At 70.1% G+C, this 18,650-nt stretch carries 18 protein-coding genes and 4 tRNA genes; 17 read left to right on the forward strand and 5 right to left on the reverse strand.

Annotation, left to right across the window (positions count from 1 at the left end):
* Window positions 1-31 precede the first annotated feature (31 nt).
* Together ACYVOO_RS04935 and ACYVOO_RS04940 are read left to right on the forward strand one after the other, a co-directional pair.
* Window positions 32-113: transfer RNA gene (locus tag ACYVOO_RS04935), tRNA-Tyr, on the forward strand.
* Window positions 114-252: 139 nt separating this feature from the next.
* The gene (locus ACYVOO_RS04940) at window positions 253-468 is read left to right on the forward strand and encodes an EF-hand domain-containing protein (RefSeq protein WP_453346821.1); all 216 of its coding nucleotides are present in this window, start codon (window positions 253-255) and stop codon (window positions 466-468) included.
* A gap of 629 nt (window positions 469-1,097) precedes the next feature.
* On the opposite strand, the gene ACYVOO_RS04945 is transcribed toward ACYVOO_RS04940, so the two are convergent.
* A complete protein-coding gene (locus tag ACYVOO_RS04945) occupies window positions 1,098-1,769 on the reverse strand; it encodes an NAD(P)H-binding protein (protein WP_461014410.1) in 672 nt (223 codons plus the stop codon).
* A gap of 112 nt (window positions 1,770-1,881) precedes the next feature.
* Window positions 1,882-3,255, reverse strand: a complete 1,374-nt coding sequence (locus ACYVOO_RS04950) for an amidohydrolase family protein (RefSeq protein ID WP_461014411.1) — start codon at window positions 3,253-3,255, stop codon at window positions 1,882-1,884.
* A 239-nt stretch (window positions 3,256-3,494) separates the two neighbouring features.
* Between ACYVOO_RS04950 and ACYVOO_RS04955 the strand changes: the two genes are divergently transcribed.
* From ACYVOO_RS04955 to ACYVOO_RS04980, 6 genes are all read left to right on the forward strand, one after another.
* A tRNA-Thr gene (locus ACYVOO_RS04955) sits at window positions 3,495-3,567 on the forward strand.
* A 46-nt stretch (window positions 3,568-3,613) separates the two neighbouring features.
* Window positions 3,614-3,686 (forward strand) — tRNA-Met (locus ACYVOO_RS04960).
* 89 nt (window positions 3,687-3,775) lie between these two features.
* Window positions 3,776-3,940 carry a 50S ribosomal protein L33 gene (rpmG, locus tag ACYVOO_RS04965; RefSeq protein WP_003956487.1) on the forward strand — a complete coding sequence of 55 codons (165 nt, stop codon included), beginning with the start codon at window positions 3,776-3,778 and terminating at the stop codon, window positions 3,938-3,940.
* Between the two features lie 133 nt (window positions 3,941-4,073).
* The gene (locus ACYVOO_RS04970) at window positions 4,074-4,550 is read left to right on the forward strand and encodes an FAS1-like dehydratase domain-containing protein (RefSeq protein ID WP_461014412.1); all 477 of its coding nucleotides are present in this window, start codon (window positions 4,074-4,076) and stop codon (window positions 4,548-4,550) included.
* 5 nt (window positions 4,551-4,555) lie between these two features.
* Window positions 4,556-4,990 (forward strand): MaoC family dehydratase, encoded by a 435-nt coding sequence (locus tag ACYVOO_RS04975; RefSeq protein ID WP_453346817.1) that lies wholly within the window; start codon window positions 4,556-4,558, stop codon window positions 4,988-4,990.
* A gap of 124 nt (window positions 4,991-5,114) precedes the next feature.
* Window positions 5,115-6,170, forward strand: coding sequence for a UDP-N-acetylmuramate dehydrogenase (locus tag ACYVOO_RS04980; RefSeq protein WP_461014413.1), 1,056 nt, complete (start codon window positions 5,115-5,117; stop codon window positions 6,168-6,170).
* Between the two features lie 34 nt (window positions 6,171-6,204).
* On the opposite strand, the gene ACYVOO_RS04985 is transcribed toward ACYVOO_RS04980, so the two are convergent.
* A complete protein-coding gene (locus ACYVOO_RS04985) occupies window positions 6,205-6,840 on the reverse strand; it encodes an NAD(P)-dependent oxidoreductase (protein WP_461014414.1) in 636 nt (211 codons plus the stop codon).
* Between the two features lie 84 nt (window positions 6,841-6,924).
* Between ACYVOO_RS04985 and ACYVOO_RS04990 the strand changes: the two genes are divergently transcribed.
* A complete protein-coding gene (locus ACYVOO_RS04990; RefSeq protein ID WP_461014415.1) occupies window positions 6,925-7,539 on the forward strand; it encodes a TetR/AcrR family transcriptional regulator in 615 nt (204 codons plus the stop codon).
* 66 nt (window positions 7,540-7,605) lie between these two features.
* On the opposite strand, the gene ACYVOO_RS04995 is transcribed toward ACYVOO_RS04990, so the two are convergent.
* The gene (locus tag ACYVOO_RS04995) at window positions 7,606-8,655 is read right to left on the reverse strand and encodes an adenosine deaminase (protein WP_461014416.1); all 1,050 of its coding nucleotides are present in this window, start codon (window positions 8,653-8,655) and stop codon (window positions 7,606-7,608) included.
* A gap of 143 nt (window positions 8,656-8,798) precedes the next feature.
* The gene (locus tag ACYVOO_RS05000) at window positions 8,799-10,037 is read right to left on the reverse strand and encodes a pyridoxal phosphate-dependent aminotransferase (protein ID WP_461014417.1); all 1,239 of its coding nucleotides are present in this window, start codon (window positions 10,035-10,037) and stop codon (window positions 8,799-8,801) included.
* Window positions 10,038-10,273: 236 nt separating this feature from the next.
* Here ACYVOO_RS05000 and ACYVOO_RS05005 point away from each other — a divergent pair.
* From ACYVOO_RS05005 to rpoB, 8 genes are all read left to right on the forward strand, one after another.
* A tRNA-Trp gene (locus tag ACYVOO_RS05005) sits at window positions 10,274-10,346 on the forward strand.
* Between the two features lie 107 nt (window positions 10,347-10,453).
* Window positions 10,454-10,735: a preprotein translocase subunit SecE gene (gene secE, locus ACYVOO_RS05010; RefSeq protein WP_453346811.1), complete on the forward strand. Its 282-nt coding sequence runs from the start codon at window positions 10,454-10,456 to the stop codon at window positions 10,733-10,735.
* Between the two features lie 75 nt (window positions 10,736-10,810).
* Complete coding sequence (gene nusG, locus ACYVOO_RS05015; RefSeq protein ID WP_453346810.1) at window positions 10,811-11,683, forward strand: transcription termination/antitermination protein NusG; 873 nt, start codon at window positions 10,811-10,813, stop codon at window positions 11,681-11,683.
* Window positions 11,684-11,888: 205 nt separating this feature from the next.
* Entirely contained in the window at window positions 11,889-12,323 is a 435-nt protein-coding gene (rplK, locus tag ACYVOO_RS05020) for a 50S ribosomal protein L11 (protein ID WP_453346809.1), read from the forward strand.
* Between the two features lie 112 nt (window positions 12,324-12,435).
* A complete protein-coding gene (gene rplA / locus ACYVOO_RS05025) occupies window positions 12,436-13,158 on the forward strand; it encodes a 50S ribosomal protein L1 (protein WP_453346808.1) in 723 nt (240 codons plus the stop codon).
* 401 nt (window positions 13,159-13,559) lie between these two features.
* Entirely contained in the window at window positions 13,560-14,123 is a 564-nt protein-coding gene (rplJ, locus tag ACYVOO_RS05030) for a 50S ribosomal protein L10 (protein WP_461014418.1), read from the forward strand.
* A gap of 84 nt (window positions 14,124-14,207) precedes the next feature.
* Window positions 14,208-14,597 carry a 50S ribosomal protein L7/L12 gene (gene rplL / locus ACYVOO_RS05035; RefSeq protein ID WP_453346806.1) on the forward strand — a complete coding sequence of 130 codons (390 nt, stop codon included), beginning with the start codon at window positions 14,208-14,210 and terminating at the stop codon, window positions 14,595-14,597.
* Window positions 14,598-15,128: 531 nt separating this feature from the next.
* Complete coding sequence (rpoB, locus tag ACYVOO_RS05040) at window positions 15,129-18,614, forward strand: DNA-directed RNA polymerase subunit beta (protein WP_453346805.1); 3,486 nt, start codon at window positions 15,129-15,131, stop codon at window positions 18,612-18,614.
* The last annotated feature ends 36 nt before the right edge of the window (window positions 18,615-18,650 follow it).

The following is an 18,650-nucleotide window of genomic DNA, read 5'->3' on the forward strand; positions in this document are numbered from 1 at the left end:
GCCCCCGAGCGGCGCCCAGGCGACAATCCCAGGCGGTGTGCCCGAGCGGCCAAAGGGAGCAGACTGTAAATCTGCCGGCTCAGCCTTCCCAGGTTCGAATCCTGGCGCCGCCACAGGAAGCCAAGAGGCCCCTGACCTGCTGCGAAGCAGGCGGGGGCCTTTTGCTGTAGCCCGAGGCCCGTGTACGGGGTGGTGGGCGAGCTTCTCTACGCTGTGCGGGCCGGATATCCGATCATCGGGAGGGACAGTTCCGTGGCCGACATTGACGCCGCACGCAAGACGTTCGAGAAGTTCGACCGGGACGGCGACGGGTTCGTCACCGCGGTGGAGTTTCAGCAGGCCATGGTGGAGCTGGGGGACCGGCACTACACGGTCGGGTTGGCCGAGGCGATCCTCAAGACGCGGGATGCCAACGCGGACGGCGTGCTCTCGTTCGACGAGTTCTTCCAGCGGGCCAAGGAGGTCTGACGGGCCCTGCCCGCCCGGCCCCTGCGTGACGGGGCACAACCTCAGCGCGGGACGTGTCGATGCCCCCTTCACGGGGCGACCGTCCCGCGCAACACCCCCTTCGCAGGGGGCGCAACCCCCGGTGCCCCTTGGGGTCTCGTCGCGCGGGCGCGGGCCGGTGGCACGGGTTGTGCCCACGACAAGGGTGGGCCCGTGCGGCGCGACACGGGGCGGGCGCATCGGTGCCGACGAGGCGCCGGTGCACAGCGTGGGGACAAGCGGAGGGGGCACCGGCCGGAGGTTGGCCACCGGGCGGGAGGGGACGTGGTGGGGTGTCCCCGCAGGTCGAGCGAGTCACCGGCCGAGAGTCGAACGCGAGACCTTCACGCCGAGGAGACACCCCGGCGCGGCGCCGACCCCCAGCACACAGCAATCCCACACGGCCACAGGCCGAAACCGAGAATCACGCGGCGCCAGCCGCATCGCACCGCAACCACACGCCGCGCCGAAGCCACCGGCCCGCACCCGCAAAACGGCGCCCCGCCTCACGCGCAGCACCCCCGTGACGCAGCACAAAAATCAGCGCGGGACCCTACGGCACCCACCTCACCGGCGAACCGTCCCGCGCAACCACCCCGCGAAGGGGCCCCTCACCCCCGGGCCACCCGCGCGACCGCGTCCGCGACCCGCGTCTCGCCCCCGATCAGCTCCAGCGTCATCCCCGCCGTACCCGGCTCATCGAGCAGCCCCGCCAGCACCGCAGCGACGTCGTCACGGGTCACCTCGTCGCGCCCCGTGTGCTCCGCGAGGGACACCAGCCCCGTGCCCGGGTCGTCCGTGAGGCGGCCGGGGCGCAGGACCGTCCAGTCGAGGGTGTCCCGCGCGCGTACGGCATCGTCCGCCGCGCCCTTGGCGCGCAGGTACGCCGCGAAGACGGGGTCCATCCCGGCGGGCGGCTCGGTGAGGGAGGCGTCCGCGTTCATGGACGAGACGACCAGGAAGCGCCGTACACCGGCACGCTCGGCCGCGTCCGCGAACAGGAGCGCCGCGTCCCTGTCGACGGTCTCCTTGCGCGCGGCGCCGCTGCCGGGCCCCGCGCCCGCGGCGAAGACGGCACCGTCGGCGCCCTCCAGGTGCTTGGCGACCTCCTCGACGGAGGCCGACTCCAGGTCGCAGACCACGGGTTCCGCACCCGCCGCGAGCAGCTCGCCCGCCTGCTCCGGCCTGCGGATGATGCCCGCTACCTCGTCCCCGCGCCCGGCGAGCAACCGCTCCAGCCGAAGTGCGATCTGACCGTGTCCACCAGCGATGACTGTGCGCATACTCCCGACCGTACGCCTCCCCGCGCGCCCGTCACGGCACCCCGCCCCCACCCTCACTCCACTGCGCCCCGCCCGCCCCCGCCGCCCCCAAATCCAGACGCCTGACCGCCCGTCAGCCCTGTGACTGCCGCGGCAGCCCGAGCCCGCCCGGCGCGGCGAAGTCGCAGAACTCGCGCACCGCACTCGTACGCGAGACCACGCGCCCCCGGTGGATGACGACCCGGCTGTACGCGAGCGAGAGCATCCCCGCGATCTCCGTGCCCCGTACGGCCAGCAGCTCGGCGGGGAAGCCCGCCTCGACGCGCACCTCGGGCAGGCCCATCGCCTTCCGGGCCCGCGCCGCGACCGTCTCGTAGGCCGCCGCCGGGGCCGCCTCGCCGTGGGAGGCGAGGAGGTAGGCGGCCTCCAGCGGGTCGCCCCTGCCGACCGGGTTCGCGGCGTCGCGCAGCGCCCCGCTGCCCGCGGCGACCGCGACCCCGGCGGCGGACAGCAGCCGTACGGGCGCGACGCGCGAGGGCGAAGAGGGCGCGGAGGGCGAAGGGCGCTCCAGCACGCGGCAGTTGCCCTGCGGCAGGCAGACGACGGTGACGCCCGCCGCCGCCAACTGGTCGGCCGTGCGTGCCGCCGTCTCGTACGGGAGGCCGCCGAGCCCGCCGCAGGGGCCGATGGTGACGCCGGGCCTGAGCCCGCCCGCCGCCGCCGCCAGCCGGGACAGGCGCGCGGGATCGCCCCCGTCCGTGTGCAGATCGACGGCGCAGCCGTGCTCGGCTGCCACGTCCAGCACCGCTTCCACGTAGCCGCCGGGGTCGGGGTCCAGGTCCGGGCAGCCTCCGACGACCGTCGCGCCCATCTTCACCGCGTCCCGCAGCATCGCGAGCCCGTCGGCGCCCGCGACCCCCGTGAGCAGGCGCGGCACGGCGACAGTCGTCAGCTCGCACAGCCCCCGCAGCGTGCGACGGGTCAGCAGCACCGCCTCCAGCGAGCGCAGCCCGGCCACGTCGCCGATGCGTGTGTGGGTGCGCAGCGCGGTCGCGCCGTGGCCGAGCTGGAGGAGCGCGGCCTCGGTCGTACGCCGTCTGACGTCCTCGGGCGCGCTGCGCGGGGGTCCGGCCGAGCCGGGGGAGTCGGCGGTGAGCGCGGTGTCGTAGTGCGCGTGCGGCTCGGCGGGCGCGGGGAGCAGCAGATAGCCGGAGAGGTCGACGCGGGCGCCGCCGGGCGGCAGCCGTCCGGGCGCGAGGCTGCCCGCCGTGCCGACCGCCTCGATGCGCCCGCCTCCGAGGCGTACGTCGACGGTGCGCCCGTCGGCCAGCCGGGCCCCGCTCAGCAGGAGCGCGTGCGGCGGCTCGGGCGCGGGCGCGTCGGAGGCGGAAGCGGAGGGGGTGGGGACGGAAGCGGAAGCGGGGGCCGCGGGGGATTCGCGGTGCTCCGGCTCGTGGCGGGCTTCCGGACCGGAATCCCTCGGCTCCTGCGGCTGGCTGTCGGCCATCGGACTCCCCGGCGCTCGGTGGGACGGTTCGGGGCCCGGCGTGTGCCCCTGAAGATCACAGCAAGATCACGCAGCGTGTGACGAGGGTAGGACCCGCGCGGGGCACCGGCGAGGAGGAGCCGAATAGTCGTACTGGTGTGGTGCGGGAGGCACTTGAGGCGCGGGTACGGGGACACCCGCGTGACCCTCCGATACCGATTTCATCTTCGGCGGCCAAGCGTGTAATGTCTTCATCGCTCGCCCCAATAGCTCAGTCGGCAGAGCGTCTCCATGGTAAGGAGAAGGTCAACGGTTCGATTCCGTTTTGGGGCTCTGATGTGAGAGGTCTCCCGCCGTCCGGTGGGAGCCGCCACATCATGGCGGTGTAGCTCAGTCGGTAGAGCAAGCGGCTCATAATCGCTGTGTCACCGGTTCAAGTCCGGTCACCGCTACTTCACCGACAGTAGCCGGTTGTGGGCTCGTCCCTCCGATCGGCTACTCTTTCTGTGTTGAACCTGTCCGTTCGTCAAGGAGCACTCACGTGGCTGCCACAGACGTCCGCCCGAAGATCACGCTGGCCTGCGTGGAGTGCAAGGAGCGGAACTACATCACCAAGAAGAACCGGCGTAACAACCCGGACCGTCTTGAGATGAAGAAGCACTGCCCGCGCTGCAACTCGCACACCGCGCACCGCGAGACGCGCTGACAAAGTCTCTTCTGCGAGGCCATCCCCGAACTCGGGGGTGGCCTCGTCGTATTGCGTGGCCCGTTCGTTCCGTGCCCCGCGCTCCCCGCTCTCCGCTTCTCCGCAATTCACGGCCGCAGGAGGTGCCGCGTACATGGCGCTCGACCAGTCCTTCGTCGGGCGGAACTATCCGCCCGCCCGCTCGTACGAAGTGGGCCGCGAGAAGATCCGCGAATTCGCCGAGGCCATCGGTGACGCCAATCCCGCCTACACCGATCCGGACGCCGCCCGTGCCCTGGGCCACGACGACGTGATCGCCCCGCCGACCTTCGTCTTCGCCATCACCTACACGGCGGCGGGCCAGGTCATCGAGGACCCGCAGCTCGGGCTGGACTACACCCGCGTCGTGCACGGGGACCAGAAGTTCGCCTACACCCGGCCCGTACGGGCTGGGGACAGGCTCACCGTCGAGTCGACCATCGAGTCGATCAAGTCCCTCGCGGGCAACGACGTCCTGGACATCCGCGGCGAGGTCCACGACGCCGAGGGCGAACACGTGGTGACCGCCTGGACCAAGCTGGTGGCCCGCGCGGCGGAGCCCGCGACGCAGCCCGCGGCAGAGGGAGCGTGACGAAGATGACAGCGAAGATCGCCTACTCCGACGTCGAGGTCGGCACCGAGCTGCCCTCCCAGAGCTTCCCCGTGGACCGGGCGGCCCTCGTGCGCTACGCGGGCGCCTCGGGCGACTTCAACCCGATCCACTGGAACGAACGGTTCGCCAAGGAGGTCGGACTGCCGGACGTGATCGCGCACGGCATGTTCACCATGGCCGAGGCGGCACGCGTCGTCACGGACTGGGCCGGTGACCCGGCCGCCGTCGTGGAGTACGGGGTGCGCTTCACCAAGCCCGTGGTCGTCCCCGACGACGGCGAGGGCGCGGTCATCGAGGTCGGCGCGAAGGTCGCGGCCAAGCTGGACGACGAGGCGCGCACCGTCCGCGTCGACCTGACCGTCATGAGCGCGGGCCAGAAGGTGCTGGGCATGTCCCGCGCGGTGGTCCGGCTCGCCTGAACCGGCTCGCCTGAACCGCCCGGTCGGAACCGTCCAGCCGGAACCGTCCCGGGCGCGAGGACGCGGGGCGTGGCGCCGGTGGCCTCGGCGCCGGCACCCGGATCACTCTCGTACGCTTGAGCGCGTGCAGGAACTCCACGAAGCCCCCCTCGCCCCCCTGACCACCTTCCGGCTCGGCGGCCCGGCCGCCCGCCTGATCACCGCCACCACCGACGACGAGGTGGTCGCGGCGGTCCAGGAGGCCGACGACGCCGGTACGCCGCTGCTGCTCATCGGCGGCGGCAGCAACCTCGTCATCGCCGACGAGGGCTTCACGGGCACGGCCGTGCGCATCGCCACCTCCGGCTTCACGCTCTCGGGCGAGCACCTGGAACTCGCCGCGGGCGAGAACTGGTCGGACGCGGTCGCCCGTACCGTCGAGGCGGGCCTCGCCGGGATCGAGTGCCTGGCGGGCATCCCCGGCAGCGCGGGCGCGACCCCGGTCCAGAACGTGGGCGCCTACGGGCAGGAGGTCTCCTCCACCATCACCGAGGTCGTCGCCTACGACCGCCGCGCCCGCGAGACCGTCACCCTCCCCAACGCGGAGTGCGGCTTCTCCTACCGGCACAGCCGCTTCAAGGCCGACCCCTCGCGCTACGTAGTGCTGCGGGTCCGCTTCCTGCTGGAGGACGCGGGCGGGCTCTCGGCGCCCCTCAAGTACGCGGAGACCGCGCGGGTCCTGGGCGTCGAGCCCGGCGAACGGGTGGCCGCAGCGACCGCGCGCGAGACCGTGCTGAAGCTGCGCGCCGGCAAGGGCATGGTGCTCGACCCCGAGGACCACGACACCTGGTCAGCGGGGTCCTTCTTCACCAACCCCGTCCTGGACGAGGCCGACTTCGCCGCCTTCACCGAGCGCGTCGCGGAACGGCTCGGCGCCGACGTGGCGGCGCCCGCCTTCCCCGCGGGGGAGGGGCGCACGAAGACCTCGGCCGCCTGGCTCATCGACAAGGCGGGCTTCACCAAGGGCTACGGCAGCGGCCCGGCCCGCATCTCCAGCAAGCACACCCTCGCGCTCACCAACAGGGGCGACGCCACCACAGCCGATCTGCTCGCGCTCGCCCGCGAGGTGCGGGACGGGGTGTACGAGGCGTTCGGCGTGACGCTCGTCAACGAACCGGTGACGGTCGGCTGCTCGCTCTGAGCCGCCCGCGCGTGCCCGCTCAGGCGGGCTGACGTCAGATGGCGACCCCCACCACCTGCTTCACGGTCGCCGCGTCCCCCAGCATCGCGAGCATCGCGTGCGCCAGGTCCGAGCGCGGTATGTGGTGCCCGCCCGAGACGGCGCCGCCGAGGGTGCGCCGGTAGCGCTCCGTCCGCGGGGCGTCGGTGAGCCGGGGCGGTCGTACGACCGTCCACTCTGCGGCGCTCGCGAAGATCTCCTCCTCCATCACCGCGAGGTCGGCGTAGACGTCCCGGAAGGCCCGCCGCACCAGCGGCAGCATGACCTTGCGGTACAGCGGCCCCTCGCCCTCGGGCGCCGGGCCGACCGGCGCCGCGCTCACCGCGATGTACCGGCTGACCCCCGCCTGCTCCAGGGCGCGCAGGATCGCCCGCGTGCCCTTCGAGGCGATCCCCGCACCCTTGTTGTGGGGCGAGCCGAGGCCCGACAGCGCCGCCTCGCGCCCCTCCAGCGTGGGCACCAGCGACTCCGCGTCCGTCACGTCCGCGGTGATCACCTCCAGCCGCTCGTGGCTCACGGCCAGCCGGCCCGGATCCCGTACGACGGCGGTGACCTCGTGCCCCGCGTCCAGCGCCTGGAGGACGAGCTGCACGCCCGTACCGCCCGTCGCGCCGAAGACCGTGATGCGCATGATGGCCCTCTCCTCTTCCGCGTCCCGCGCCCTCTCCGGCGCCGACAGGTAGGTAAGTATTCACTCACCCAATACAGTGAGTGAATGCCCACCCGGAAGTCAACGCGCGCCCGCATTCTCGACGCGGCCGAGCAACTGATGCGCACCATCGGCCTCGCCCGCGCCACGACCAAGGAGATCGCCCGCGAGGCGGACTGTTCGGAGGCGGCCCTCTACAAGCACTTCTCCAGCAAGGAGGACCTCTTCGTCCACGTGCTGCGCGAGCGGCTGCCCCGGCTCAACCCCCTGCTCGACGAGCTGAACGCGGCGCCCCACGCGCGGGGCCGCACCGTCGAGGAGAACCTCACGGAGACCGCGCGTCAGGCCGCGCTCTTCTACGAGCGCAGCGTGCCGATCGCCGCCTCCCTCTACGCCGAACCCCGCCTCAAGGAGCGGCACTACGCGGCCATGCGCGAACTCGGCGCGGGCCCGCACGTGCCCCTCGAAGCGCTCGCCGCCTATCTGCGCAGCGAGCGCGAGGCGGGCCGCATCCGCGCGGACGCCGATCCGGAAGCCGCTGCCAGGCTGCTGCTGGGCGCCTGCGCGCAGCGCGCCTTCCTCAGGGACTTCGATCCGGGCGACCCGTCCCCCGAGGCGCTGGAAGCCTTCGCCTCGGGGACGGTCAGGGCCCTGCTCGCGGGTATCGCCCCGGAGGCGTGACCACTGGTACGGGGACGGACGCCGGACCGGAGCCCGCCATGCGTCAGGACCGTCAGCCGTCAGCCGTCAGCCGTCGGTCGCCAGCCAGCCGTCGATGTCCGCGAGCACCCCGTCCCGCACCCCCTCCGGCATGGAAGCCCCGCGCACGGACTGCCGCGCCAGCTCGGCCAGTTCCGCGTCGGTGAACCCGTGCGCCTCCCGCGCCAGCTCGTACTGCGCCGCCAGCCGCGACCCGAACAGCAGCGGGTCGTCGGCACCCAGCGCCATCGGGACGCCCGCGTCCCACAGCACCCGCAGGGGCACGTCCTCGGGCTTCTCGTAGACGCCCAGCGCGACGTTCGACGCGGGGCACACCTCGCAGGTGACGCCCCGTTCGGCCAGCCGCGACAGCAGCCACGGGTCCTCGGCGGCGCGCACCCCGTGCCCGACGCGCCCCGCGCGCAGGTCGTCCAGGCAGTCGCGGACGCTGGACGGGCCCGACAGCTCGCCGCCGTGCGGCGCCGCCAGCAGCCCGCCCTCGCGCGCGATGGCGAAGGCGCGGTCGAAGTCGCGCGCGAAGCCGCGCCGTTCGTCGTTGGACAGCCCGAAGCCGACGATGCCGCGGTCCCGGTAGCGCACCGCGAGCCGCGCCAGCGTGCGCGCGTCCAGCGGATGCTTCATCCGGTTCGCCGCCACCAGCACCCGCATCCCCAGCCCCGTCTCGCGCTGCGCGGTCTCCACGGCGTCGAGGATGATCTCCAGCGCCGGTGACAGACCGCCCAGGCGGGGCGCGTACGACGTCGGGTCGACCTGGATCTCCAGCCAGCGCGACCCGTCCCTGACGTCCTCCTCCGCGGCCTCGCGCACCAGCCGCTGGATGTCCTCGGGCGCCCGCAGACAGGAGCGGGCGATGTCGTACAGCCGCTGGAACCGGAACCAGCCGCGCTCGTCCGTGGCGCGGAGTCTCGGGGGCTCGCCGCCGCTCAGGGCCTCGGGCAGATGGACGCCGTACTTGTCGGCCAGCTCCAGCAGGGTGCCGGGCCGCATCGATCCGGTGAAGTGCAGATGCAGATGAGCCTTCGGCAGCCTGCGGAGGTCTCGTTCGGCGGTTCCGCCGTGGGCACGCACACTCTCCATCCAGAGATCTTGCCGCATGGCCCCCGGCCGCCGGTAGCCGGTTCCCTGAACGTGCGCGCCCCGAACACGGAAACGGGCGGCGCGCACACCGTGTCACCGGCGTACGCGCCGCCCGTCGCGGGGTGCGTGCGTGCGGTGACGCGTCAGTCGCGCGCCTCGCCCAGCAGCTTCTGCATCCGCGAGACGCCCTCGGCCAGGTCCTCGTCGCCCAGCGCGTAGGACAGCCGCAGATAGCCCGGGGTGCCGAACGCCTCGCCCGGCACGACCGCGACCTCGGCCTCCTCCAGGATCAGCTCGGCCAGCTCCACGCTGGAAGCGGGCCGCTTGCCACGGATCTCCTTGCCCAGCAGGCCCTTCACGGCCGGGTACGCGTAGAACGCGCCCTCGGGCTCGGGGCACTCCACGCCGTCGATCTCGTTCAGCATCCGCACGATGGTGCGGCGGCGGCGGTCGAACGCCTCGCGCATCTTCGCGACCGCGTCCAGGTCACCGGAGACGGCCGCGATGGCGGCGGCCTGGGCGACGTTGCTCACGTTGGACGTGGCGTGCGACTGGAGGTTCGTCGCGGCCTTGATCACGTCCTGCGGGGCGATGACCCAGCCCACGCGCCAGCCGGTCATCGCGTATGTCTTGGCGACGCCGTTGACGACCACGCACTTGTCGCGCAGCTCCGGCACGACCACGGGCAGCGAGCTGAACTCCGCGTCCCCGTAGACCAGGTGCTCGTAGATCTCGTCCGTGAGCACCCACAGGCCGTTCTCGACGGCCCAGCGGCCGACGGCCTCCACCTGCTCGCGGGAGTAGACGGCGCCCGTCGGGTTGGAGGGCGAGACGAAGACGAGCACCTTGGTGCGCTCGGTGCGGGCCGCCTCCAACTGCTCGACGGAGACGCGGTAGCCCGTCGTCTCGTCGGCGACGACGGGCACCGGGACGCCACCGGCGAGGCGGATCGACTCGGGGTAGGTGGTCCAGTAGGGCGCGGGCACGATGACCTCGTCGCCCGGGTCGAGGATCGCGGCGAACGCCTCGTAGATGGCCTGCTTGCCGCCGTTCGTCACCAGGATCTGGGACGCCTTGACCTCGTAACCGGAGTCACGGAGCGTCTTCGCGGCGATGGCGGACTTCAGTTCGGGCAGGCCCCCCGCCGGGGTGTAGCGGTGGAACTTGGGATCGCGGCACGCCTCGACCGCCGCTTCCACGATGTAGTCGGGCGTCGGGAAGTCCGGCTCACCCGCGCCGAAGCCGATCACCGGGCGCCCGGCGGCCTTGAGAGCCTTGGCCTTGGCGTCGACGGCGAGCGTCGCGGACTCGGAGATCGACCCGATACGGGCCGATACGCGTCGTTCTGTCGGGGGCTGTGCAGGAGGAGTCGCAGCGGTCATAGAGGCATAGTCCCAGACCGCGCGGCGGCGCGGCACGGGGGTTTGCCGAGGCCCGGGGCCCGCGCCGGAGCCGAGCCCCGGGCCCGTGCGGGAGCGGGCCGCGCGGGATCCTGTTCGACGCTGCGCGCCGGAGCACGTACACTCCTACGTCGTTGGCCTTCACCGACCATGCGGCGCTTGCGCCGGGCACGCCGCGGAGCCGCGCGGATGCGGTAGGTTGTTGAAGAACATCACAAAGGGTCGTAGCTCAATTGGTAGAGCACTGGTCTCCAAAACCAGCGGTTGGGGGTTCGAGTCCCTCCGGCCCTGCTACACACATCTTCACCATGGTGTGTGCTTGCGTACGTACTGAATTGCACCGCCGTGCGGCCGGGCCGGACGCCGCAGGGCACACGACCCGGATCAGGTGAGGACGAGTGACGGAGATCACGGATACCACCGAGGTCCCCGAACCCGGAGGGTCGTCGGAAGGCAAGAAGCCGCGACGGGGCGGGAAGCGCGGAAAGAAGGGGCCTCTGGCCCGTCTCGCGCTCTTCTACCGCCAGATCGTCGCCGAGCTCCGCAAGGTCGTCTGGCCGACGCGGCACCAGCTCTCGACGTACACCTCAGTGGTGATCGTCTTTGTCGTCATCGTCATCGGACTGGTGACCGTGATTGACTATGGGTTCACCGAACTCGTCAAGTACGTCTTCGGCTGACCGCCCGCGGAGGCCGCGCGCCCCGCGGTCGTTTCCGCACGTTCGACCCCTTGAAGCCAGGAAGAAGCAGCCACCGTGTCTGACCCGAACCTGAACGACGCAGTCGAGCCCGCAGAGGGTGACGACACCGCGCGCGACATCGTCGAGGCAGCGGACAGCGTCGACCAGGCGGAAGCTGCCGACGCCGCCGCGGGCGAGCCCGCCGAGGAGGCCGCTCTCCACGTCGAGACCGACGAGATCGCGGAGACCGCCGAGGACACCGAGGTCGAGGACACCGTGGAGGCCGCGGCCGAGGATGACGAGGAGCCCGAGGAGGAGCCGGTCGACCCCGTCACCGCGCTCCGCGACGAGCTGCGTCACCTCCCCGGCGAGTGGTACGTGATCCACACCTACGCGGGTTACGAGAACCGCGTGAAGACGAACCTCGAACAGCGTGCCGTGTCGCTCAACGTCGAGGACTACATCTTCCAGGCCGAGGTGCCGCAGGAAGAGGTCGTCCAGATCAAGAACGGCGACCGCCGCACCGTCCGCCAGAACAAGCTCCCCGGTTACGTGCTCGTCCGCATGGACCTGACGAACGAGTCGTGGGGCGTCGTCCGCAACACCCCGGGCGTCACCGGTTTCGTCGGCAACGCCTACGACCCGTACCCGCTGACGCTGGACGAGATCGTCAAGATGCTCGCCCCCGAGGCCGAGGAGAAGGCCGCGAAGGCCGCCACGGCCGACGAGGAGGGCAAGCCCGCCGGTGGCGGCGGCCGCAAGGTCGAGGTCCAGGTGCTGGACTTCGAGGTCGGCGACTCGGTCACGGTCACGGACGGCCCGTTCGCGACGCTCCAGGCCACGATCAACGAGATCAACGCCGACTCGAAGAAGGTCAAGGGCCTCGTCGAGATCTTCGGCCGCGAGACTCCGGTCGAGCTGAGCTTCGACCAGATCCAGAAGAACTGACCGTTCTTCCGCTTCTCGGCCGGTCGGCGTAAAGGCGCGAGGCCGAGCGGCGTAAAGACTTCCGACAGGTCAGACGGGCCCTTGGGGCCGGTCTGACCTGCTCGGTTTCAGAGCCTGCCACGGTACGGGCTATCGTGGTGCGGTATGCCTCCACCCGAATGAGGGATGGAGGACGAATCACCTCTCACTAGGACCCGGAGAGAGCATGCCTCCCAAGAAGAAGAAGGTCGCGGGGCTGATCAAGCTCCAGATCCAGGCCGGTGCCGCCAACCCGGCTCCGCCGGTCGGCCCGGCGCTGGGTCAGCACGGCGTCAACATCATGGAGTTCTGCAAGGCCTACAACGCCGCGACGGAGTCGCAGCGCGGCTGGGTCATCCCGGTGGAGATCACGGTCTACGAAGACCGCTCCTTCACCTTCATCACCAAGACCCCGCCGGCCTCCAAGATGATCCTGAAGGCCGCAGGCGTCGAGAAGGGCTCCGGCGAGCCGCACGTGAACAAGGTCGCGAAGATCACCCGCGACCAGGTGCGTGAGATCGCCACCACCAAGATGCCCGACCTCAACGCGAACGATCTGGACCAGGCCGAGAAGATCATCGCCGGTACCGCCCGTTCCATGGGCGTCACCGTCGAGGGCTGAGCCCCAGCGTCACCCCGCACCGCCGTGGAAGGGCCAGGCGCTGGCCCGTACACCACGACTCCGTAACCGTCTCGCGGCCCGAGAGCCGCGAGGACTACTGCCAGGAGCAGAAGTGAAGCGCAGCAAGTCCCTCCGCAACGCGGACGCCAAGATCGACCGGACGCGGCAGTACCCGCCGCTGGAGGCCGTGCGGCTCGCCAAGGAGACCTCCGCAGCCAAGTTCGACGCGACCGTCGAGGTCGCCATGCGCCTGGGCGTCGACCCGCGCAAGGCCGACCAGATGGTCCGCGGCACCGTGAACCTGCCGCACGGCACCGGCAAGACCGCCCGGGTCCTGGTCTTCGCGACCGGTGACCGTGCAGCGGCAGCGGAAGCCGCCGGGGCCGACATCGTCGGCTCCGACGAGCTGATCGAGGAGGTCGCCAAGGGGCGTCTGGACTTCGACGCCGTCGTCGCCACCCCGGACCTCATGGGCAAGGTCGGCCGCCTCGGCCGCGTGCTCGGTCCGCGTGGTCTGATGCCGAACCCGAAGACCGGCACCGTCACCCCGGACGTCGCCAAGGCCGTCACCGAGATCAAGGGCGGCAAGATCGAGTTCCGCGTCGACAAGCACGCGAACCTCCACTTCATCATCGGCAAGGTGTCCTTCGACGAGAAGCAGCTCGTCGAGAACTACGCCGCTGCCCTTGAGGAGATCAACCGTCTGAAGCCGTCCGCGGCGAAGGGCCGGTACATCAAGAAGGCCGCCATCACCACCACGATGGGCCCCGGCATCCCGCTGGACGGCAACCGCACCCGCAACCTCCTCACCGAGGAGGACCCCGCCGCCGTCTGAGGTCGCCTCTGACCGCGTGCGGCGCGTCACGTGCCACGTAGGGGCCGGGTTCCGCTTCTCCCTCCCAGGAGAGCGGGACCCGGCCCTTCGGCATCGCCGCCGCATGATCCCCGTAGGCGACGGGCATGAGGACCCGATTTGGTGCTTCCGGTACCCCTCGCGTACTCTCGACGAGAAGCCAAAGACCGCTGGTCGTCGTCGTGCTCGCTCAGAGAGCGCTTCGACCGAAGGATCCGCTAGCTGCGGACGGCCCGCGCAGGTGAATGAGGAAGCACTCCTGGTACGCGTGCGCCATGCACGCGCGTTCCGGTCGAGCTACGCCCCATGCGCCTGCGCTGGGGCGTTTCGTTTGTCCAGCCCCTTCCGAGCGGTCCTCATCACCCGGAAGGAGGCCGAGGCTCATGGCGCGAGAGCAGGTCGCACCTGACAAGATTGATGCCGTTGAGGAGATCACGGACCGGTTCCGTAACTCCAACGCCGCAGTGGTCACCGCGTACACCGGGCTTTCCGTGGCTCAGCTCAAGACGCTGCGCCGCTCGCTCGGTGAGAACGCTCAGTACCGTGTGGTGAAGAACACGCTGACCAAGATCGCGGCCAATGAGGCCGGGATCAGCGAGCTCGACGAGTTCTTCTCGGGCTCGTCTGCCGTCGCCTTTGTGACCGGTGACCCGGTCACGGCGGCGAAGGGTCTCCGTGACTTCGCCAAGGAGAACCCCGCTCTTGAGATCAAGGGCGGCATCGTCGACGGCGCGCGGTACAGCGCCGACGACCTGAAGAAGCTCGCGGACCTCGAGTCCCGCGAGGTGCTGCTCTCCAAGCTGGCCGGTGGCATGAAGGCGTCCATGGCCAAGGCCGCGGCGACCTTCGAGGCTCCGCTCACGAAGTTCGCCCGCACCGCGGACGCGCTTCGCAGCAAGGTCGAGCAGGGCGGTGCCGAGACTTCGGCTCCCGCCGAGGCCGAGTAACGCAGTTCGCACTCGGTCCGCGGGCCCGAAAGCCCGCCGACATGTACACCCGGCACCAGCCGACTTAGTGGAAGGACCGCCATCATGGCGAAGCTCAGCCAGGACGAGCTGCTGGAGCAGTTCGCGGACATGACCCTCATCGAGCTCTCCGACTTCGTCAAGAAGTTCGAGGAGAAGTTCGACGTCGAGGCCGCGGCCCCCGCCGCCGCCGTCGTCGCAGCCCCGGGTGGTGGCGGCGCCGCCGCCGAGGCCGTCGAGGAGCAGGACGAGTTCGACGTCATCCTCACCGGCGCCGGCGACAAGAAGATCCAGGTCATCAAGGTCGTGCGTGAGCTGACCTCCCTGGGTCTCAAGGAGGCCAAGGAGCTCGTGGACGGCACCCCGAAGCCGGTCCTCGAGAAGGTCGCCAAGGACGCCGCCGACAAGGCCAAGGAGTCCCTCGAGGGCGCCGGCGCCTCCGTCGAGGTCAAGTGACCCTGAGTCTCTGACTCACCGGGTCCGATGACCCGGCAACGAAGGGCGATCACCCGTATGGGTGGTCGCCCTTTGGCGTCGCAGCCACGGTTGCGCCCCTCGCGGGGGACGGGCAGGTATGGTGATCTTCGTTGCCCTGGGGGCCTTGACGAACGGCACGCAGCGCGCAATTCTCGGGACGCGTCGTCACACCGATCCGGGATCCGAGGTGGATCCGGGGTGGATCCGAGGCATGGATCGGGCGCGGAGCGGGAAGTGTTGCGGCAAGCAGAATCCGACCCGGCGATCCGAGGCCGCCGGAGCGGAAGCGGCGCAGAAGAACAACAAGGGGAACGGACCTCCCGGAGGAGCGATTGCCACCCGGCCAGAGGCGGGGACTGGGGCTTGACCCGGTCCCCGGAAATCCGCTCTGGACATCAGTGTGCCTTGTGGCTACACTGACCCTTTGCGCTGCCTGTTAGCTGCTCCCTGCCCGTCACCAGGGGCACCGGTATGCGCGTAGAGAGTCCGAGCCCTCGGAAGGACCCCCTCTTGGCCGCCTCGCGCACTGCCTCGACTGCCAATTCGAACAACGGCGCCAGCACCGCACCGCTGCGTATCTCTTTTGCAAAGATCAGGGAGCCCCTTGAGGTTCCGAATCTCCTTGCGCTCCAGACCGAGAGCTTTGACTGGCTCCTCGGCAACGACGCCTGGAAGTCGCGCGTCGAGGCTGCGCTGGAGAGTGGACAGGACGTCCCCACGAAGTCCGGTCTGGAGGAGATCTTCGAGGAGATCTCCCCGATCGAGGACTTCTCCGGGTCGATGTCCCTGACGTTCCGCGATCACCGCTTCGAGCCCCCCAAGAACTCGATCGACGAGTGCAAGGAGCGCGACTTCACGTTCGCCGCCCCGCTCTTCGTCACCGCCGAGTTCACCAACAACGAGACCGGCGAGATCAAGTCCCAGACGGTCTTCATGGGCGACTTCCCGCTCATGACCAACAAGGGCACCTTCGTGATCAACGGCACCGAGCGTGTCGTCGTCTCGCAGCTCGTCCGCTCGCCGGGTGTCTATTTCGACTCCTCCATCGACAAGACGTCCGACAAGGACATCTACTCCGCCAAGATCATCCCGTCCCGGGGTGCCTGGCTGGAGATGGAGATCGACAAGCGCGACATGGTCGGTGTCCGCATCGACCGCAAGCGCAAGCAGTCGGTCACCGTCCTGCTCAAGGCGCTCGGCTGGACGAACGAGCAGATCCTTGAGGAGTTCGGCCAGTACGAGTCCATGCGCGCCACCCTGGAGAAGGACCACACCCAGGGCCAGGACGACGCGCTGCTCGACATCTACCGCAAGCTGCGTCCGGGCGAGCCCCCGACCCGCGAGGCCGCGCAGACGCTGCTGGAGAACCTCTACTTCAACCCGAAGCGCTACGACCTCGCCAAGGTCGGCCGGTACAAGATCAACAAGAAGCTCGGCGGTGACGAGCCGCTGGACTCCGGCGTGCTCACCAACGCCGACATCATCGCGACGATCAAGTACCTGGTGAAGCTGCACGCGGGCGAGACCGAGTCGCAGTCCGCCGAGGGCGACACGATCGTCATCGAGACCGACGACATCGACCACTTCGGCAACCGTCGCCTCCGCAACGTCGGCGAGCTGATCCAGAACCAGGTCCGCACCGGTCTGGCCCGTATGGAGCGCGTCGTCCGCGAGCGGATGACCACGCAGGACGTCGAGGCGATCACGCCGCAGACCCTGATCAACATCCGGCCGGTCGTCGCCTCCATCAAGGAGTTCTTCGGGACCAGCCAGCTCTCGCAGTTCATGGACCAGACGAACCCGATCTCGGGTCTCACCCACAAGCGCCGCCTCTCGGCGCTGGGCCCGGGTGGTCTGAGCCGTGAGCGCGCGGGCTTCGAGGTCCGTGACGTGCACCCCTCGCACTACGGCCGCATGTGCCCGATCGAGACGCCCGAAGGCCCGAACATCGGCCTGATCGGCTCGCTCGCCTCCTACGGCCGCGTCAACGCCTTCGGCTTCGTCGAGACCCCGTACCGCAAGGTCATCGAGGGCACCGTCACGGACGACGTGGACTACCTCACGGCCGACGAGGAAGACCGCTTCGTGATCGCCCAGGCGAACGCGCCCCTCACCGAGGACATGCGCTTCGCCGAGGACCGGGTGCTGATCCGCCGCCGTGGCGGCGAGGTCGACCTCATTCCGGGCGACGACGTGGACTACATGGACGTCTCGCCGCGCCAGATGGTGTCCGTCGCCACCGCGATGATCCCCTTCCTGGAGCACGACGACGCCAACCGCGCGCTCATGGGCTCGAACATGATGCGCCAGGCCGTGCCGCTCATCAAGGCCGAGTCGCCGCTCGTCGGCACCGGCATGGAGTACCGCTGCGCGGTCGACGCCGGTGACGTCATCAAGGCCGAGAAGGAAGGTGTCGTCCAGGAGGTCTCCGCCGACTACGTCACGGTGGCCAACGACGACGGCACCTACACCACGTACCGCATCGCCAAGTTCACCCGCTCCAACCAGGGCACCTCCTTCAACCAGAAGGTGCTCGTGGACGAGGGCGCCCGCGTCATCGAGGGCCAGGTGCTGGCCGACGGCCCGTCCACCGACGAAGGTGAGATGGCGCTCGGCAAGAACCTGCTCGTGGCCTTCATGCCGTGGGAGGGCTACAACTACGAAGACGCGATCATCCTCAGCCAGCGGCTGGTCCAGGACGACGTCCTCTCCTCGATCCACATCGAGGAGCACGAGGTCGACGCCCGTGACACCAAGCTCGGCCCGGAGGAGATCACCCGGGACATCCCGAACGTCTCCGAAGAGGTCCTCGCCGATCTCGACGAGCGCGGCATCATCCGCATCGGCGCCGAGGTCGAGGCGGGCGACATCCTCGTCGGCAAGGTCACGCCCAAGGGCGAGACCGAGCTGACCCCCGAGGAGCGCCTGCTGCGCGCGATCTTCGGTGAGAAGGCCCGTGAGGTCCGTGACACCTCGCTCAAGGTGCCGCACGGCGAGACCGGCAAGGTCATCGGCGTCCGCGTCTTCGACCGCGAGGAGGGCGACGAGCTGCCCCCGGGCGTGAACCAGCTCGTCCGCGTCTACGTCGCGCAGAAGCGCAAGATCACCGACGGTGACAAGCTCGCAGGGCGTCACGGCAACAAGGGCGTCATCTCGAAGATCCTGCCGGTCGAGGACATGCCGTTCCTGGAGGACGGCACCCCGGTCGACATCATCCTCAACCCCCTCGGTGTCCCGTCCCGGATGAACCCGGGCCAGGTCCTGGAGATCCACCTCGGCTGGCTCGCCAGCCGCGGCTGGAACGTCGAGGGCATCGACGAAGAGTGGGCGCAGCGGCTCGCGGAGATCGGCGCGGACGAGGTCCAGCCCGGCACCAACGTCGCGACCCCGGTCTTCGACGGTGCGCGCGAGGACGAGATCGCCGGCCTCTTCCAGGCCACGGTCCCGAACCGCGACGGCGACCGCCTGGTCCAGCCGTCCGGCAAGGCGCAGCTCTTCGACGGCCGCTCCGGCGAGCCGTTCCCGGACCCGATCTCCGTCGGGTACATGTACATCCTCAAGCTCCACCACCTGGTCGACGACAAGCTCCACGCCCGCTCGACCGGTCCGTACAGCATGATCACCCAGCAGCCGCTGGGTGGTAAGGCCCAGTTCGGTGGCCAGCGCTTCGGTGAGATGGAGGTGTGGGCCCTGGAGGCGTACGGCGCCGCGTACGCACTCCAGGAGCTGCTCACCATCAAGTCCGACGACGTGACCGGCCGCGTGAAGGTCTACGAAGCCATCGTCAAGGGCGAGAACATCCCTGAGCCGGGCATTCCCGAGTCCTTCAAGGTGCTCATCAAGGAAATGCAGTCGCTCTGCCTCAACGTGGAGGTGCTGTCCTCGGACGGCATGTCCATCGAGATGCGCGACACCGACGAGGACGTCTTCCGCGCGGCGGAGGAGCTCGGTATCGACCTGTCCCGGCGCGAGCCGAGCAGCGTCGAAGAGGTCTGACGGGCTGGCCGGCCGGATCTCTCACCACTTCCGGCC

This window comes from Streptomyces daliensis (genome assembly GCF_054782395.1).

Coding starts and splice junctions, on each gene's coding strand:
- ACYVOO_RS04945 (WP_461014410.1), bottom strand. CDS start 1,769: ATGCGCACAGTCATCGCTGGTGGACACGGTCAGATCGCACTTCGGCTG.
- ACYVOO_RS04950 (WP_461014411.1), bottom strand. CDS start 3,255: ATGGCCGACAGCCAGCCGCAGGAGCCGAGGGATTCCGGTCCGGAAGCC.
- ACYVOO_RS04970 (WP_461014412.1), top strand. CDS start 4,074: ATGGCGCTCGACCAGTCCTTCGTCGGGCGGAACTATCCGCCCGCCCGC.
- ACYVOO_RS04975 (WP_453346817.1), top strand. CDS start 4,556: ATGACAGCGAAGATCGCCTACTCCGACGTCGAGGTCGGCACCGAGCTG.
- ACYVOO_RS04985 (WP_461014414.1), bottom strand. CDS start 6,840: ATGCGCATCACGGTCTTCGGCGCGACGGGCGGTACGGGCGTGCAGCTC.
- ACYVOO_RS04990 (WP_461014415.1), top strand. CDS start 6,925: ATGCCCACCCGGAAGTCAACGCGCGCCCGCATTCTCGACGCGGCCGAG.
- ACYVOO_RS04995 (WP_461014416.1), bottom strand. CDS start 8,655: ATGGAGAGTGTGCGTGCCCACGGCGGAACCGCCGAACGAGACCTCCGC.
- ACYVOO_RS05000 (WP_461014417.1), bottom strand. CDS start 10,037: ATGACCGCTGCGACTCCTCCTGCACAGCCCCCGACAGAACGACGCGTA.
- rplK (WP_453346809.1), top strand. CDS start 11,889: ATGCCTCCCAAGAAGAAGAAGGTCGCGGGGCTGATCAAGCTCCAGATC.
- rplJ (WP_461014418.1), top strand. CDS start 13,560: ATGGCGCGAGAGCAGGTCGCACCTGACAAGATTGATGCCGTTGAGGAG.
- rplL (WP_453346806.1), top strand. CDS start 14,208: ATGGCGAAGCTCAGCCAGGACGAGCTGCTGGAGCAGTTCGCGGACATG.